Source organism: Spirosoma aerophilum (assembly GCF_054782495.1).
Genome location: NZ_BAAGSJ010000013.1, coordinates 825,088 through 841,867 on the forward strand (window position 1 = coordinate 825,088; position 16,780 = coordinate 841,867).

Sequence of the window (16,780 nt, forward strand, 5' to 3'; positions counted from 1 at the left end):
ACAAATGAAGAGTAATTTTAAAGCCCATCCATGGCATGGCATTCCGATTGGCGAGCTAGCCCCCAAACAGGTTACCTGCTTTATCGAGATTGTACCGACAGATACCGTTAAGTATGAAATTGACAAAGCTACGGGCTATCTGAAAATCGATCGCCCTCAACAATATTCAAACGTGCTGCCAGCTTTGTATGGCTTCATCCCGCAAACCTATTGTGGTGACCAGATTGCCAAGCTAGCCAGCGATAAATCGGGTAAAGTCGTTGAAATGGGCGATGGTGACCCCCTCGACATCTGCGTACTGACCGAACGCGAAATCACACACGGTGACCTGATTCTTCAGGCTATTCCCATCGGTGGCTTCCGCCTGATCGACAAAGGAGAAGCTGACGACAAAATTATTGCTGTGCTGAAAGGTGATGCCATGTATGGCCAGTACACCGAATTGTCTCAACTACCCGAAGCAGTCGTGAAGCGGCTTCGGCACTACTTCCTGACCTACAAGAACCTGCCCGAAGAGCCAGCCGTAATGGAACTGGCAAATATCTACGGACAGGCCGAAGCGTGGGAGGTTATTCAAACATCCATTAACGATTATAAGCTAATGTAAGGTTTACGCCTTTCGTCCGGCATTTTCGTACGCTTAACATTTATATAGCCCGGGAACCTAGTTCCGGGCTATATTTGTATAAGGCCTGTTAAACAAGGTCAAACACTCATAGGTATTCATGGTACAGTTTCTTAAATATGTTCTGGCCACCATTGTTGGTCTAATCCTGTTTTCCTTTGTCGGTTTTATACTCCTGATTGGTGTTGGGGCAGCCTTGTCCTCCACCGACAGCAAGACGACGGTAAAGGAAAATACGGTGTTGAAATTAGAGTTAGACAAACCAATTGAAGAGCGGAGCGTCAACAATCCGTTTAACGGCTTTGGCCCAATCAGCAGCTCCGGCAATGCCATAGGGCTGGTTGAACTTAAACGAACATTGAAGGCGGCCAAAGAGGATGATAACATTAAAGGTATCTACCTTCAGACCGAAAACCCGATGGGTGGCTGGGCATCGCTGGAAGAAGTACGCGACGCACTGATTGACTTTAAAGGGTCTAAAAAGTTTGTGTATGCCTACGCTGAAACGATGAGCGAAAAGGGGTATTACCTGGCTTCAGTGGCTGATAAGATCTACCTTAACCCGGCAGGGGATCTGGAATGGAATGGCCTGAACGCTGAGTTGACGTTTTTTAAAGGGACGCTGGATAAGCTGGGTATAAAGCCGGAAATCTTTAAAGTGGGTGATTTTAAAAGCGCGGTCGAGCCATTTATCCGCGAGAACATGAGCGACCCGAACCGTCTTCAGGTGAACTCATTTCTGAACTCAATTAACAACCAAATGCTGGCTCGTATTGCCGAAAGCCGGGGTATACCTGTCGATTCGCTGAAAAACTACGCCGATAACCTGACCATTCAGAAACCTGCTGACGCACTTCGTACCAAACTGGTAACGAACGTTGGCTATCAGGATGAACTGGAAAGCGTTATGAAGAAACAGCTTGGCGTTGATGAAAAAAAGAAGATCAACTATGTGTCGTTGAGCAAATACGAAAATGCGGATCAGAAAACGGACGATACGGAAGGCAGCTCCAAAAATCGAATCGCTGTCATTATCGCATCGGGCGACATTCAGTCGGGTAAAAGCGGGGATAATAGCATTGGCTCCGAGACAATAGTGGAAGAAATCCGTAAGGCGCGGCTGGATGATAAGGTAAAGGCCATTGTCCTGCGGGTAAATTCGGGAGGTGGCAGTGCGCTGGCGTCGGATGTCATGTACCGGGAGGTTCAACTGGCGCGAAAAGCCAAGCCGGTTATTGGTTCAATGTCTGACTACGCAGCTTCAGGAGGGTATTATATGCTTATGGGTTGCGACAAAATTGTGGCTCAACCCAATACGATCACGGGTTCTATCGGGGTTTTCTCGTTGCTGTTCAATACCGAAAACCTTCTAAAGGATAAACTTGGAATTACTTTCGATCGGGTGAAAACGAACACCAATGCTGATTTTCCGACAACCACGCATGAGATGACGCCGTTTCAGAAACAAACGATGCAAAAAGCAACTGAACGGATTTATGCCGAGTTTACCAGTAAAGCCGCTGCGGGCCGTAAGCTCCCGGTTGATAGCCTCAGAGCCATTGCCGGGGGGCGTGTCTGGACGGGTACACAGGGTAAAGCCATCGGTCTGGTCGATCAGCTTGGTGGTCTGGACGATGCGATAAAGCTGGCTGCTCAATTGGCAAAGCTGAAAACGGGTGACTATCAGTTGAAGTATCAGCCCCGCAAAAAAGAATTCTTCGAACAACTGATGAGTTCAATTAGCGATAGTGAGGACACTAAAATTCAGGAACAACTTGGTGAGTTGGCTCCTTATGTAAAATACATGAAAAAGTTAAAAACGATGGAAGGTATGCAGATGCGGATGCCTTTCGAGATAGAGGTTCGCTAATTTAAGTTGGTTCACCGAGTGCAGACCTATGCGATTTTACAGTCGTATAGGTCTTTTTTTTACCTTGCATAACGCAACGTTTTTCTGATGCAGACGCTTCCTATTCACCTCGATTTGTTTGCCCTTGTTATTTTGCTTGGTATAGCACAGGGTATTTTTCTGGGTGTATTCTTTCTGACAGGTGATCGCGCCCGACAAGTGGTAAACCGGTGCCTTGGTCTGTTCATGCTGGTTTTGTCGGCCATTAGCGGGGAAATTTTTCTGAATTACACCAATTACACATTCAGCCTGTTGTGGACGGTTGACTTTGCTGAACCCTTTAATTTCCTGCTTGGCCCCCTTTTTTATTTCTATGTGTTCAGCCGTGTGCAGAAACGGTTGCCTCACCGGTGGGTCTGGCATCTGGTGCCGTTTGCTATCTGGTTGGCAAACGCTTTTAGTTGGCTCTATCAGCCAATTGAGTGTAAGTACAACGCCTACATCAATTCATGGCATCCTGAGTTGCCGTTTATACACCAGAAACCTTACTGGGAGGATGATTTTACGGGGCTTCGAGATTATATCAATGAACTGACGCTACTAAGCTGTGTCATTTATGCAGTGTTAGCGTTGGTTACCATACGCCGGGCCAGACGGGCAGGAGAGCAATCGACGAATGCCGGTTCAGCGTTCTCCGAACTTCGCCTGTTAAGCTGGCTTTTTGCGTTGGTGCCTTTCCTGATCGTACTGGTGAAGCGGCAGTATTACCATGACGTTGGCGACTATTTACTGGCTACCTACATGGCTGCCACCATATACACCACCAGTTTTCTGGTGATGCGGGGTTCCGATTTTTTTCATAAGCTTCCCGAAGGCCAGCCACAAACGCCTGAACCATATCTGCCCGTTGAGGTCAAAAAAAAATATGAAAAATCGGCATTGTCCGAAGAGGTGGAAGATGCCGTACTGGGTAAACTTAACCGTTTGCTGGAGTCCGAAAAGCCGTACCTCGACAGTGATCTGTCACTGCCAAAACTGGCAGCCCGCCTGGATACCAGTCCGCATAATTTATCGCAACTGCTTAACGACCGGCTCGGTCAAACGTTTTTCGACTGGCTGGCTATGTACCGAGTTGCTGAGGCCCAGCGACTGCTCAATGAATCGGCAACGGCTCACCTGAAAATCGACGAGATAGCCGAACGGGTTGGCTATAATTCAACCTCTGCGTTTCATACGGCGTTCAAGCGACTAACGAACCAAACACCGGCACAGTATCGGGCAAAACGTTTGGGGCAGGGGGCAGAAAAATAATCGAAAAGGCAACCTACGACTTCATCCCGGTCGGCGCGAACTTCTCTCTTATCGGGAAATAGGGGTTACAGCTGGTTAAGAGGCAATTTTGGGCCATCGAACCAAAAAACTCTGTCTATGCATCCGACTCCATTCGTTGTACTTCCCGAGGCAGCTTCCGCGCCACAATTTACCCGTCGCTATGATTTGGACTGGCTCCGGGTAATTGCTATTTTGACCCTGCTCTTTTACCATACGGGCATGATTTACGTATCCTGGGGATGGCATATTAAAAGTGCCGAACACAGTCAGCCAATGGAAGAGGTCATGCGGTGGCTCCACCGCTGGCGAATGCCGCTGTTGTTTTTCATCTCGGGAGCGGGGACATTTTTTGCGCTTATAAAACGGTCATTTGGGGCGTATGCCGGTGAGCGGGTCCGACGGTTATTTGTTCCGCTTGTTTTTGGCATGTTCGTCATTGTACCGCCACAAATCTATATCGAATGGTTGTTCCGGGGGAAGTTTTCGGGTAGTTATTTCGACTTCTACCCCGCCGTATTCAACTTTCAACCGTATGAGGATGGCGGAACAGGGGGGGCATTCAGCTGGCATCACCTCTGGTTTATCTGTTACCTGTTTTTCTATTCACTCCTCAGCATTCCGGTATTTCGGTGGTTAAAAAGCGAACCGGGGCAACGCTTCCTTGATCGTATTGGCCATTTGATTGCCCGGCCGGGCGGAGCGCTTTGGCTGGTTGGTTGTCTTTTACTGAATGACGTTATATTGGGCGGTTTCTTTCCCCACGAAACCCATGCCCTGATCAATGACTGGGCTTATTTCATGAGTAACCTCCTGCTCTTCTGGTTGGGCTATATCCTCGTTAGCAGATCGGTTTTTTGGCAGATTATGGCAGACCAGCGTCGCTATTATGTAGCGGCAACTCTTGTCTGTACGGTCATTATGTATGGCTACCGGTTATTCATCAGTAATGATACCATTGAGTTATCGAAGCTGCTGACCACCTTATTCAGCTTAAACCGACTTGGGCTAACATGGTTTTCCGTGTTGGCTACCATTGGGTATGGCTATCGGTATCTTAACGTGAACCACCCGGTTTTGCCGAAGCTTAATAAAGCTGTTTATCCGTTCTATATTCTGCATCAAACTGTTATTGTGCTCATTGGCTACGCTATTTTAACGCGCACTAACCTGGGTGTTTATGATGGTTTTTTAGTCGTAAGCCTTTCATCGCTACTTACTTGCGTCGTTATCTACCTGCTGCTCATTCGCCCATTTAAGCTGACGAGGTTACTGTTTGGGATGAAATGATGTTGGTTTCTGCCAATTGATTTGCGATTTTTGACTAATCATTGAGCTAATGTTAAGCTTTTCATTGCTCTGTGCTTGCCGCGGAGCGCTTATATAAAAAATCGTATACCCATGCGTACCGACTGGACTCGCGCTGAAATCGCCGAAATCTTTAATTCACCCGTTCTGGACCTGATGTATCGGGCCGCCACTGTTCATCGTGAGCATCATGACCCACAGGAGGTACAGGTTTGTACGCTGCTGTCAGTTAAAACAGGGGGTTGCCCTGAAGACTGTGCCTATTGCCCGCAGGCTGCCCGCTACCATACGGCCGTGAAAGTGCATAAATTGATGGAGGTAGATGAGGTGTTGACCGCTGCTCAACGGGCTAAAGACACCGGGAGTACTCGTTTCTGTATGGGAGCCGCCTGGCGTGAAGTGCGGGACAACAGCGATTTCGACAAGGTGCTCGACATGGTGCAGGGCGTAAACGAAATAGGGTTGGAAGTCTGCTGTACGCTCGGTATGCTGACCGAAACGCAGGCTCAAAAATTAAAAGATGCCGGTTTGTACGCCTATAATCACAACCTCGACACCAGCGAAGAATATTATGGCGACATCATCAGTACCCGAACCTACGACGATCGGTTAGATACGCTGGGCCATGCCCGTAAGGCAGGTATCTCCGTGTGTTCGGGGGGGATAATTGGTATGGGTGAATCGGAGCAGGATCGGATTGGTATGCTTCATACATTGGCGACATTGCCACAACATCCCGAATCCGTGCCGGTCAATGCGCTGGTGCCGGTAGAAGGCACGCCCCTGGAAGATCAGCCTCGGGTATCGGTTTGGGAAATGATCCGGATGATTGCTACGGCCCGGATCATCATGCCAAAAGCCATGGTCCGCCTGTCGGCCGGGCGGGTGCGGATGAATACCGAAGAGCAGGCGCTTTGTTTTCTGGCGGGTGCTAATTCCATCTTCGCCGGGGATAAGCTCCTGACAACGCCCAACCCGAATGAAGATGCCGATCAGCAACTATTTCAAACCCTGAACATCAGACCACGTAAAGCATTTAAAGATGCCAGCAAGCCTGCTGTTGTCTTCGAACAAATACCGGTTTAGTCGACGTTCAGTAAGTAATTTCACACAATGAGAACAGGCAAAAAGGCGAGCCATGGTGGCTACCGTGGCTCGCCTTTTTGTATAAACAAAACGTTACAGATAGGTAAACTCATTACCAGAGGGTACATACGAAATTTTTAGGCCGGGGAGTTGGGGCTTCAGCCACGAAACGACCCACTCCATTCCAGGGGCTTCGCTCATGATGTGGCCCAGAATCACCAGCGACAATTTTTTTCCCTGAAGTCGGGCGTCGCGAACATACTCAGGTGTTTCCCATTCGCTGGTTTCGCCACAGAAAATGACATCAGGCTTCTCCTTTTCAATGGCGCTAATCTGACTGCGCCCACCCGATGCACCCGGCATGAATAAAATCCGCTGACAGGATTGAGCGGGATCACCGACAACCCGAACCATTTTTATTCCCAGCTTACTCTTTGCCTGGTTGATGAGTTGACTCAACGGGGTAGCAGGCATAGTCAGGATGTGGGCGTTCTCCTTGCTGGCAAATTTCGTCCAGCCCAAAGTCGCCAGCATACCGGCCTGAATGCCATCGGGACGGTGGGAGTGGAGGTAATCGTGAAAACGCCAGAGGGCAATTCCATTTTTTGTCAACAGGTCATGTTTGTAACGAAAAACGTCACTGCTCTCGAGCCAGTCAGTTTCGTCGGCATGGTTGTAAAACGTTGGTTCGTGGGCAATGATGAAATTGGCGCCCGCAGCAATAGTTTTCCTAATAACCTCAACTGTGGCGAACATGGTCGAAACGATGCCTGTCACTTGCTGTGACGCTGTTCCGGATTTGAGGGTATCTACCGTTTTGGGAAAAGGCGCGTTCGGAATCGTTTTGAGAATTAGATCCATGATCTGCCCTACCGTATAGGATTGCTGGTCAGTTGGTACGAATTGAGTAAGATCCAGCGTGGGCAGAAGGAGAGAGCTCCCAACTGCTTTCGTTACTGTGCGTACAAATTCTCGTCTGCCGGTTAATTCCTGCATGGTTATTCGTTTTTTGAGTTAACTGTCATTAAAAGAGAATGTCTTGGTTTTACTATCGACTTGATGGGGGTTTTGCATAAAAAAAGGGTAGCAGACACAGCCGCTACCCTTTTTTTATGCAAAACCAGATTTCGATTACAAACGCTTCGTGTATTCGTTCTCGGCAATTTTATCGATCAGCACTTCGGCCAAACTTTTCGCATGTTCTTTCCGAACTTCAGCTTTGTCTTTGGTTTCAACCGTCACATTGATGATGTGATTGTTGTAAAGAACGTGCATCGCACCCGACTCAGCATCCCATACGGCTTTGTCTCCTACGTTTGCAACAGCCTCATAATTGGCTGTGCTAACGGCCGCTTTGGTCAGGTGTGGGGTAGCAGCCGTAACACCACCATGCTGAGGGTGATTGTCGGCGGTAGAATGCGTAGCCTCCTCAGAAACCGTAGCTTTCGCTGATGTTTCAGCATTTGTGCCTTCTGTTTCAGGGCCGCTGGTTGTGGAGTCATTCGCAACTTCTACAGGCTTCATGGCAGCCGCTTCTGATTTGCCCTGATACATCTTGTCGAAGATCGACTCGGCAAGGTATATGGACGAGTAGGGTCTTCTTCCGCCAAATGAAACAAGTACTTTATTGCCTGCCCATTCGAATTCACAACCTTCCTGCTCGTGAACTTCTTCCAACTTTGCCGTTTCATCTAAGTTGAATGTCGTGCGGACGTACTCTTCGCCCAATATATTACAGGGTTCATCGTAGTTGGCATCGGTCGACAATGCATTGACACCAACAACTTGTTTGGCCACCAGCGGGCTAGCGTCAGCCTGGCTGGCAGGATCGGAGGTAGAACTGGGGCTGCTGCAGGCTAAACACAGAACAGGAAAAGCCAGTATCAGTGATTTGATTTTCATGATTTGATTTGAGAAAAGCCAAAATTAGCGTTTTCTTAAATACCAGATGTGTAAGCAGGATGTTTTTGCCTTTGAACTTGATAAATTCAATGTAAAGTTATTCGGGTACATACAACTGGCATGTCTGTTAAAACCGCAAAATCAATGTCCGTTGAAGGTGATTTTTCGCCTTGGCAACGTCGTGATAAATAGGATATGCTATGGTTTAACCGGAGTTCAAACGTCTTTTTTGTCCGGGAACGGCATTCGTTATGTAATTTTGCAGGAGATTTTCCTTTTGCATGTCCGATATAGAGATCATTCCACTTGCCGCTGGCCGTCATGTTTATTTCGCTTCCGATTTTCATCTCGGCACTCCATCCATTGAAAAAAGCCACGAACGCGAAAAAGTCATAGTTTCCTGGCTGGAGAGTATCCGAGCGAAGGCTGATGTCATTTTTTTGGTGGGTGATGTGTTTGACTTCTGGTTTGAATACAAACACAGTATTCCAAAAGGGTTCATTCGGCTTCAGGGAAAACTGGCTGAGCTTACCGATGCCGGAACGCGCGTTATTCTATTCACCGGCAACCATGACATGTGGATGAATGACTATTTTACCCAGGAGTTAGGCATTCCTGTTTACAGAAATCCACGCCGGTATGACATTGGTGGAAAGCATTTTTACATTGGCCACGGCGATGGACTTGGCCCCGGTGATTTCGTGTATAAACGACTTAAAACGGTCTTTGAGAGTGGGCTGGCTCGTGGATTGTTTCGCTGGGTTCACCCCGATGTGGGGATTGGTCTGGCGCAGGCCTGGTCGAGAAGCAGTCGCGCCGGTAATCAGGAAAAAGGGGAAGATGAGTTTTTAGGCGAAGATCGGGAGTGGTTGATGCAGTACTGCCGCGAAGTTGAAGCGAAAGTACACCATGATTTTTATATCTTCGGCCATCGCCACCTGCCGCTCGATCTGGCGGTGTCAGCCAACAGTCGCTACATAAATCTAGGCGAATGGGTATCCGCCAAAACATTCGGCGACTTTGACGGGAAAACAGTAAGCCTGGAAAGGTGGTGAGGAAAAAATGAAACGGAATCGTCTTTTTTGACAAGGTGGGATGGGAGGACTTTCTGATAAACCGTTTTATCCTTCTGAAAGCAACCGTTTTCCAATTAGTCAGTTCCCCTCCTGTAAAATATCTTTTCGGGAAATGTTTTCGCGGGGGGCTTTGTTCAGCTCGCTCCGCCATTCCTTGTTCTTTAAATCGCCCCGCTTTACGGATCGGATAAAGTTAGCCCAGGCGAACGGGTTGGTAAAGGCAAACGTAGGCGTGGCACTTCGACCAATGAGCGACTCCCGACCAAAAAACTGCTGATTTACGAAGTTCTGGTGATTGGCAAGTGCCCCCATTGGCATGGTAGCCGCCTGACGCATCATCGCTTCGGGACTTGTATTGCGGGCTAAATTCTCCCGTTCTTTTTCATCAGGAAGCTTCAGATTAACGAAAGCTTCCTTAAATAATTCTTCAGTGGCGTAGGGGTAGACTTTTACTTCAGCCAGCGTTTTTACATCTTCCTGCAACGCTACAACAGCTGAATACGTAAGGTCAGTTAACCGCCGGGGAATAATGTGGTATTGTGTCCTGAAGCCTACGTAACTGAAAATAACGCTATCGCCGGGGAAAACAGGTAAGGCAAAGTACCCGTTGGGAGCGGCTAAAACGCCTTTACCCGCCTTTGGGATGTAGATGTAAGCACCCGGTAAGGCTTCGTTACTTTTACCCCCGGTGATAAAGCCCGTAAACGTTATCTGCCGCTCCTGGCCCTGTGCCCGTGCGGTAGAAAAGAGTCCCGCAAGCGCAGAAATCACCAAAATAAAGACAAATAGCGTCAGTAACTTCTTCATAGACAAAGTGACCATACTACAACGTAAACGAGGAAAAGGCAGGTTATGGTTTCTGTTACCCTACTAATTGCTGAATAACTGAACGAAACCACATGTACACAAATTTACGCATTCCCCCCGAAACCAGACCGCTTGAACCCGGATTTAAGAATATTTAGGGTTTTAAGCGCTTAACAATAAGCCCAAACTTAGGCAAATAACTTCAGGAAGGTGATAATAAAAGGTGCTGCCAAGAGTAACCCATCAAACCGATCCAGAAAACCACCGTGTCCCGGGATACTGCTTCCTGAGTCTTTAATAGCAATGCTGCGTTTGAACAACGATTCAACCAGATCGCCATAGGTGCCGGTCACAACGATAATACCGCCCACACAATACCACTGCCAGGGGCGTAGTTCGGGAGCCCAGAAGGTAAGTCCTAGAGCAACAATACCAGCCGCAATGGCACCTCCTACACTGCCTTCCCACGATTTTTTAGGGGATACCCGTTCAAACAGCTTACGACGGCCAAATTTGGTGCCGGCAAAATAGGCGCCTATGTCACTTGCCCATAAAAGCAGCAGGCAACCCGTGATGATCATCGGGTGAAACTTTCCCCCCTGCAACGCCAGAATGATCAACAGCGCGAAAGGCATTGCTACATAAATAATGCCCAGAAAGGTGAAACCGATATTGGTAAATGGCTTCATATCTTTCTTTTTGTACAGCTTGATCAAAAAGATCATGGACGTGGCGGGGCAAATTAAAAAGTAATTCCCAGTGCCAATCTGGTCTGTTTCGACAAAATAGGCCAGCACACAGATCATAGTGCCAACAACTGTCCCATAGGCCGTAAGGGGTTCAAAACCATCTAAACCCAGAAGCCGGTAAAACTCCCGCTGGGTGAGGGCACTCACCAGACAAAACAGCAGCGCAAAAGTCCAGGAATCATACCAGATCATGAACAGAATAAATGGAACGCCTGCAACGGCCGCGATGACCCGTTGTTGAAGATTCGACAGATTAGCTAAACGTTGCTTCATTCTCAAGGATTACTTTAGCTAAGATAGCGTCCTGGGCCAGTACATGAACCTCACTTTTTCCCCAGCCAATGGTTGGATAACTACTACTTTGTTTGTTAATAACCACCGCCGAAATCTCATGTTCGAGCAACAGCGCTTTGGCCAGCTCGGCCCGGTGGGGCAAAGGTGTTGAATAAATTACTTCCCAGTTTTCTGCTGTCATATAATCAATGCGTTAGGTTTCAGGACTGCTGACAAATAATAGCTTGGCAATGTCGGGATGGCCAATTTCCGCTTAGGTCGACAAATGACAACAGCCTGACATGTGTAAATGCTTACAGGTTTACCTGTTCCTTGTCGTTACTTCGCTTAAAGTAAAGCAGAAGTCCTACTGTTAATACCCCAGATAGTACGGCACCTGTTATCGGGATTGCTTCGGTACTTTCAATGTCTACAGAGACCATTTTTTGCTGATGCAGGTAAACCATGAATACGGTAAAGCCATTATTGACAAAGTGAGCCAGAATGGGCACCCAGAGATTACCCGACCATAAATACAAGTAGCCAAACAACGCCCCTAATAACATTCTGGGGAAAAAGCCAAGAAACTGTACGTGGATGGCGCTGAATATCGCAGCGGCCAGCCAGATGCCTATGTGTGGATTCCGGGTCCATATCGTAAAATTTCGCTGAAGAACCCCCCGGAATAACGTTTCTTCGCCAATGGCCGGGATAATTGCTATAACCAGTAACGCCACGAGTAATTGCCCGGTGCTGTTGAAGGTTGTCAGGTATTTAGTAATGCCTTCCAGCCCTTTTTCTTTCGCCCGAATCCACTGCTCGATCGGAGCCATCGTTTCAGGTAAGTGCAGGTTCTGGTTCCACTCGATGATGAGTCCATCGAAAGGCATGAACGTTATCACAATAAGGGTAACGAGGCTGATACCAGCCACTGCCGTAACCGGCTGCACGCTGAATTCCGACCAGGTTCGATGTTCAATAAAGTACCAGTAAAAAAGGGCAGGCAGAAAAAATGTACCCAGGTGATTGACTGCCTGGAGCAGCATCAGTTCATACCAGCTGCCCGCTGAGGCGGAGGGATTTGTGGCTAGATTAGACAGGTAGGTTTGTGCTTCAGCAAACCCCATGCCTTTGACAGCCGCCATGATGGCGAAAAGCAGCAGTGTACTGATAACGCCCCCAATCAGCACAAAACCGACAAGCATAGTCAGTCCGCCGATGGTTGGTGGTCGTGAAGAAGCGCCCCGGGGCGAGTAAATAGGTTGCATAATTTCGTGTAAATTTACAGACTAGTTCCCAGAATTCGTGCAGGGGAACCAATTCGGCCTTCGTATTGTGCTAATTCCATACAGTTACTAATGCGCGGACCTTTTGATCCGAAACCAGTTACGTGATTTTTTGTGCCCGTTTTGGGGTACGTACATTTGAAATTTCAAGACAATGGTCAACATTGGCACCATACAACTACCAGATTTTCCGTTACTGCTTGCTCCTATGGAGGACGTCAGCGACCCGCCATTTCGGGCGGTTTGCAAAGCGAACGGAGCCGATCTGATGTACACCGAGTTTATTTCCTCCGAGGGACTCATCCGCGACGCGGCCAAAAGCGTTCAGAAACTGGATATATTTGAGTACGAGCGGCCCATTGGCATTCAGCTGTTTGGCTCCGACGTGGAAACAATGGGGGAGTGCGCCCGCATTGCCAGCCGCGCCAATCCTGATTTGATCGATATCAATTACGGTTGTCCGGTAAAGAACGTGGCTTGCCGGGGGGCGGGAGCTGCCTTGTTGCAGGATATTCCCAAAATGGTTCGTATGACCGATGCTGTTGTCAAAGCGACACATCTGCCCGTAACCGTAAAGACTCGGCTGGGCTGGGATGAAAGTACCAAAAATGTAGGTGAAGTGGCCGAGCGCTTACAGGATATTGGCATAAAAGCCTTAACCGTTCATGGGCGAACCCGCGTGCAGATGTACAAAGGTGAAGCCGACTGGACACTCATTGGCCGAATTAAAGAAAATTCCCGCATTCAGATTCCCATTTTTGGAAATGGGGATATCGATACCCCCGAGAAAGCATTGGAGTACAAAAATCGGTACGGTGTCGATGGGGTAATGATTGGCCGGGCCAGTATCGGTCATCCCTGGATATTTAACGAAATCAAACATTTTGTGAAGACCGGCGAGCATCTGGCCGCACCGACCGTTGCCGATCGGGTTGCCGTGTGTCGTCAGCATCTCGACTTCTCCATCCGGTGGAAAGGCGAAATCGTTGGGCTGTTCGAAATGCGACGCCACTATGCCAATTACTTTAAGGGATTGCACGACTTCAAACCGTATCGTATGCGTTTGGTGACCACGGATTCCTATAACGGGGTAAGCGACATCCTCGACGAAATTCAGGAGAACTATATTGTAGAACTTGTTTAACCAGTAGCGCCAGACCAGCCGCGTTCCTTTCCCGATTGCCAATGACTATTGACGAACCGGTTGTTATTCCTCAAAGACGGCCCTTGATGGCCTGGGTGTTGCTTTGTTTACTGGCTCTGGTCTGGGGAAGCTCGTTCATTCTCATCAAACGAAGCCTGAGTGTGTTTCCGCCGGAGCAGGTGGCCGCGGGGCGACTGGTGTTTGCGCTATTGTTTTTTAGTCCATTTTTGGCCCGCCAAAGTCAGCAACCCGACGTTCGGGTGGCTGTTCGGCATCGGTGGGTAGCCTTACTGGCTTCGGCTATTATCGGGTTTGTTATCCCGGCCTTTCTTTTTGCTGAAGCGGGGGCCCACCTTAACAGTTCGCTGGCGGGTGCACTCAATTCCCTGAGCCCGTTATTCACGCTGATTTTGGGGGCGGTATTTTTCGGACAGGCGCTTAAGATAAGACAGGTAGCCGGTATTTTTCTGGGGTTAATGGGCTCTCTGCTCCTGGTTTTTTTTAGCGCAACGGGTTCGTTTGACATTAACGGCTACGCCCTGCTCGTGGTGCTGGCAACGGTTTGTTACGGCCTCAACACGAACCTGATTGGGCGGTATCTGAGTCATTTACCCGCCCTGGTGTCAACTGCCTGGCTGTTTGCCTTTGCGGGGCCGATCGCCATGTTGACGCTGGCACCCACCGATTTCTTAAGCCGGGTTATCGAAAGTCAGAACAGTTGGGGACTTTGGGCGCTGGTCACCCTGGGCGTGTTTGGGTCAGGCCTGATGTCGATTTTCTTCAACCGCGTCATGCAACTGGCCTCTCCTTTATTTGCGGCTTCGGTTACCTACCTGATACCCATTGTTGCCCTTTTATGGGGTGTCCTCGATGGCGAAACGATCTATATTGTTCAATTTGCTGGTATGGGTGTCTGTTTATTGGGTATTTGGTTAGTAAATAAATCGTAGTTTGCAACCGGTTTCAATCTGATGAAACTGAAAAGCGCATGTTCCAAACAACCATCAATGACCAAATCCGTACCGTTGATTTTACGGCTGACGGCCCATTCGTGAACAACGAGCTTTTCAATTGGGATCTGGTTAAGCTCTCTGATCGCAGCTTTCACATACTTCATCAGGATCGCTCCTACACGGCTGAACTGCTCGAGGTGAATGTGGCTGACAAATTGGTGACGTTGAAAATTAACGGCCATATTCACCAGGTAAGCGTAAAAGACCGCTTCGACCTGCTGCTCGAAAAAATGGGTATGAGCAACGTTGCCGGTACGAAGCTCAATGAGTTAAAGGCCCCCATGCCAGGGCTTATCGTGGGCATCAGTGTGCAACCAGGCGATGTGGTCAGCAAGGGCGATAGCTTATTGATACTGGAAGCCATGAAAATGGAGAACAATCTGAAAGCGCCCGGGGAAGGAACGGTGAAAGCGATCCGTGTCGGTAAAGGGGATCGGGTCGAGAAAGGACAGGTGCTGGTAGAATTTGCCTAGACTGCCTTTTAGGCATATGGACCAATCGAATTCCCGACGACATTTTCTGAAAAAAACCGCCGTTCTAACCGGTAGTCTGCCCTTTTTGCCCTTATCCCTTTCTGCTCTGGATAATTCTATGGGTAATCCACTTCCCGAAGTTCACATCTTCTCTAAGCATCTTCAGTTCCTGAACTATGCTGATATGGCCAATGCAGCTGCTGAAATGGGCTTTAAGGGCGTCGATTTAACCGTAAGGCCCGATGGTCACGTACATCCGGATCGTGTTGAGGATGAACTCCCCAAAGCGGTTGAAGCGCTTAAACGGGCTGGACTATCGACGACAATGATGACGACGGTTGTGGGTGACTCAACCCATGCGGTAGATATTCGGGTACTGAAGGCAGCCTCTAAAGCCGGCTTTCAGCTGTATCGGATGAAATGGTACCAGTACGATGAAAAAAAGTCCATCCCTAATTCCATACTTGGCTTCCAGCAACAACTTCGTGGGTTAGGCGAACTGAATAGACAACTAAATTTGACGGGATGTTATCAAAATCATGCCGGTTTACTGGTTGGCTCATCCGTATGGGAACTATGGGAAATGCTAAAGCTGGCTGATCAGCAGCATATGGGTGTTCAGTATGATATTCGCCATGCTACCGTAGAAGGAGGTCAATCGTGGCCTAATGGACTGCGGTTAATTAAGCCTACTATACGGTCCATCGCCCTGAAAGATTTTGTCTGGTCAATAAAAAATGGAGTGACAAAAGTAGTTGACGTTCCTTTCGGAGAGGGTATGGTTGATTTTAAGACTTACTTTGCTCTGTTGAAAAAATATGATATACAGGTGCCTGTATCTCTGCATATTGAGTATCCGATGGGTGGGGCAGAGCACGGGGCTACGAAATTGACTATTCCCCAAAATGAACTTTTTGCCGCTATGAAACGGGATCTGAATCGGCTGATGACGCTCTGGAAAACGGCCTGATTGCAATTTTACTGGTCTCACTCTCGACCTTTTTCTTATCTTTGCCCGCAAAATTTCCCTTCATGACATCGCAAACAAAGTATAAACGCATCCTGCTCAAACTGAGTGGGGAGGCTCTTGCTGGGCCTAACGGTTATAATATTGACCCGGCTGTACTGGAACAATACAGTCAGGAAATCAAGCAGGTCGTAGATCTGGGCGTTGAGGTGGCTATTGTCATCGGCGGGGGCAACATCTTTCGGGGTGTTTCCGGCGAACGTTCGGGTATTGATCGCGTTCAGGGCGATTATATGGGCATGCTCGCCACCGTGATCAACGCTATGGCCCTGCAAAGTTCATTTGAAAAGCACGGTATGTACACCCGTGTAATGTCGGCCATTAAAATGGAGCAGGTTTGCGAACCCTATGTTCGTCGTCGGGCCGTCCGCCATCTCGAAAAGGGTCGTGTGGTTATTTTTGCGGCCGGCACGGGAAGTCCTTACTTTACAACCGATACGACTGCCAGCCTTCGTGCTATTGAAATCGAGTCCGATGTCGTTCTGAAAGGGACAAAAGTCGATGGTGTTTACACCGCCGACCCAATGAAAGACAAAACGGCTACCCGATATACAAGCATTACCTTTGAGGACGTTTACGAAAAGAAACTAAGTGTGATGGACCTGACGGCCTTTACGCTTTGCCAGGAGAATAACCTGCCGATCATCGTGTTCAATATGAATACAAAGGGTAGCTTACTCAAACTGGTACAGGGCGATGGCGATCAGGGTACCCTCATCACTATGAAAATAACGGAATAAAGAATCTGAACTAACAGATTGGCTGATTAAGCGATTGAGTGGGTTAAGGAACAATTTGCTTACCCGCCCAATCGCTATTCATTCACTCATTCA

General features: G+C 48.4%; 17 protein-coding genes. 11 read left to right on the forward strand and 6 right to left on the reverse strand.

Features of this window, described 5'->3' with window-relative positions; genetic code table 11:
• Positions 1-4 precede the first annotated feature (4 nt).
• The 5 genes from ACYVK4_RS14880 to bioB all read left to right on the forward strand — a co-directional run bounded on the left by ACYVK4_RS14880 (position 5) and on the right by bioB (position 6,197).
• On the forward strand, positions 5-607 hold the full coding sequence (locus ACYVK4_RS14880) for an inorganic pyrophosphatase (protein ID WP_461128312.1): 603 nt from the start codon (positions 5-7) through the stop codon (positions 605-607).
• 118 nt (positions 608-725) lie between these two features.
• The gene (gene sppA, locus ACYVK4_RS14885; RefSeq protein ID WP_461128313.1) at positions 726-2,495 is read left to right on the forward strand and encodes a signal peptide peptidase SppA; all 1,770 of its coding nucleotides are present in this window, start codon (positions 726-728) and stop codon (positions 2,493-2,495) included.
• An 87-nt stretch (positions 2,496-2,582) separates the two neighbouring features.
• A complete protein-coding gene (locus tag ACYVK4_RS14890; protein ID WP_461128314.1) occupies positions 2,583-3,785 on the forward strand; it encodes a helix-turn-helix transcriptional regulator in 1,203 nt (400 codons plus the stop codon).
• Positions 3,786-3,902: 117 nt separating this feature from the next.
• Positions 3,903-5,093 carry an acyltransferase family protein gene (locus tag ACYVK4_RS14895; protein WP_461128315.1) on the forward strand — a complete coding sequence of 397 codons (1,191 nt, stop codon included), beginning with the start codon at positions 3,903-3,905 and terminating at the stop codon, positions 5,091-5,093.
• 111 nt (positions 5,094-5,204) lie between these two features.
• Positions 5,205-6,197: a biotin synthase BioB gene (gene bioB / locus ACYVK4_RS14900; RefSeq protein WP_461128316.1), complete on the forward strand. Its 993-nt coding sequence runs from the start codon at positions 5,205-5,207 to the stop codon at positions 6,195-6,197.
• A 93-nt stretch (positions 6,198-6,290) separates the two neighbouring features.
• On the opposite strand, the gene ACYVK4_RS14905 is transcribed toward bioB, so the two are convergent.
• Positions 6,291-7,193 (reverse strand): Nif3-like dinuclear metal center hexameric protein, encoded by a 903-nt coding sequence (locus tag ACYVK4_RS14905; RefSeq protein ID WP_461128317.1) that lies wholly within the window; start codon positions 7,191-7,193, stop codon positions 6,291-6,293.
• Between the two features lie 135 nt (positions 7,194-7,328).
• Positions 7,329-8,099, reverse strand: coding sequence for a hypothetical protein (locus ACYVK4_RS14910; protein WP_461128318.1), 771 nt, complete (start codon positions 8,097-8,099; stop codon positions 7,329-7,331).
• A 281-nt stretch (positions 8,100-8,380) separates the two neighbouring features.
• Here ACYVK4_RS14910 and ACYVK4_RS14915 point away from each other — a divergent pair, with 281 nt between their 5' ends.
• Positions 8,381-9,154: a UDP-2,3-diacylglucosamine diphosphatase gene (locus tag ACYVK4_RS14915; protein ID WP_461128319.1), complete on the forward strand. Its 774-nt coding sequence runs from the start codon at positions 8,381-8,383 to the stop codon at positions 9,152-9,154.
• A gap of 99 nt (positions 9,155-9,253) precedes the next feature.
• Here the strand turns inward: ACYVK4_RS14915 and ACYVK4_RS14920 are convergent, their stop codons facing one another.
• From ACYVK4_RS14920 to ACYVK4_RS14935, 4 genes are all read right to left on the reverse strand, one after another.
• Positions 9,254-9,982: a carboxypeptidase-like regulatory domain-containing protein gene (locus ACYVK4_RS14920; RefSeq protein WP_461128320.1), complete on the reverse strand. Its 729-nt coding sequence runs from the start codon at positions 9,980-9,982 to the stop codon at positions 9,254-9,256.
• Between the two features lie 188 nt (positions 9,983-10,170).
• Complete coding sequence (locus tag ACYVK4_RS14925) at positions 10,171-11,004, reverse strand: phosphatidate cytidylyltransferase (protein ID WP_461128321.1); 834 nt, start codon at positions 11,002-11,004, stop codon at positions 10,171-10,173.
• Positions 10,985-11,206 (reverse strand): putative signal transducing protein, encoded by a 222-nt coding sequence (locus ACYVK4_RS14930; RefSeq protein WP_461128322.1) that lies wholly within the window; start codon positions 11,204-11,206, stop codon positions 10,985-10,987. Before ACYVK4_RS14930 ends, ACYVK4_RS14925 begins: the two co-directional genes overlap by 20 nt.
• Positions 11,207-11,318: 112 nt before the next feature.
• The gene (locus tag ACYVK4_RS14935) at positions 11,319-12,209 is read right to left on the reverse strand and encodes a lysostaphin resistance A-like protein (RefSeq protein WP_461129602.1); all 891 of its coding nucleotides are present in this window, start codon (positions 12,207-12,209) and stop codon (positions 11,319-11,321) included.
• 235 nt (positions 12,210-12,444) lie between these two features.
• Here ACYVK4_RS14935 and dusB point away from each other — a divergent pair, with 235 nt between their 5' ends.
• The 5 genes from dusB (at position 12,445) to pyrH (ending at position 16,687) form a co-directional block, all read left to right on the forward strand.
• Positions 12,445-13,434 carry a tRNA dihydrouridine synthase DusB gene (gene dusB, locus ACYVK4_RS14940; RefSeq protein WP_461128323.1) on the forward strand — a complete coding sequence of 330 codons (990 nt, stop codon included), beginning with the start codon at positions 12,445-12,447 and terminating at the stop codon, positions 13,432-13,434.
• A gap of 41 nt (positions 13,435-13,475) precedes the next feature.
• Positions 13,476-14,384 (forward strand): DMT family transporter, encoded by a 909-nt coding sequence (locus tag ACYVK4_RS14945; protein WP_461128324.1) that lies wholly within the window; start codon positions 13,476-13,478, stop codon positions 14,382-14,384.
• Between the two features lie 38 nt (positions 14,385-14,422).
• Positions 14,423-14,920 (forward strand): biotin/lipoyl-containing protein, encoded by a 498-nt coding sequence (locus tag ACYVK4_RS14950; protein WP_461128325.1) that lies wholly within the window; start codon positions 14,423-14,425, stop codon positions 14,918-14,920.
• A 16-nt stretch (positions 14,921-14,936) separates the two neighbouring features.
• The gene (locus ACYVK4_RS14955; RefSeq protein ID WP_461128326.1) at positions 14,937-15,890 is read left to right on the forward strand and encodes a sugar phosphate isomerase/epimerase family protein; all 954 of its coding nucleotides are present in this window, start codon (positions 14,937-14,939) and stop codon (positions 15,888-15,890) included.
• A 62-nt stretch (positions 15,891-15,952) separates the two neighbouring features.
• Entirely contained in the window at positions 15,953-16,687 is a 735-nt protein-coding gene (pyrH, locus tag ACYVK4_RS14960) for a UMP kinase (RefSeq protein ID WP_461128327.1), read from the forward strand.
• The last annotated feature ends 93 nt before the right edge of the window (positions 16,688-16,780 follow it).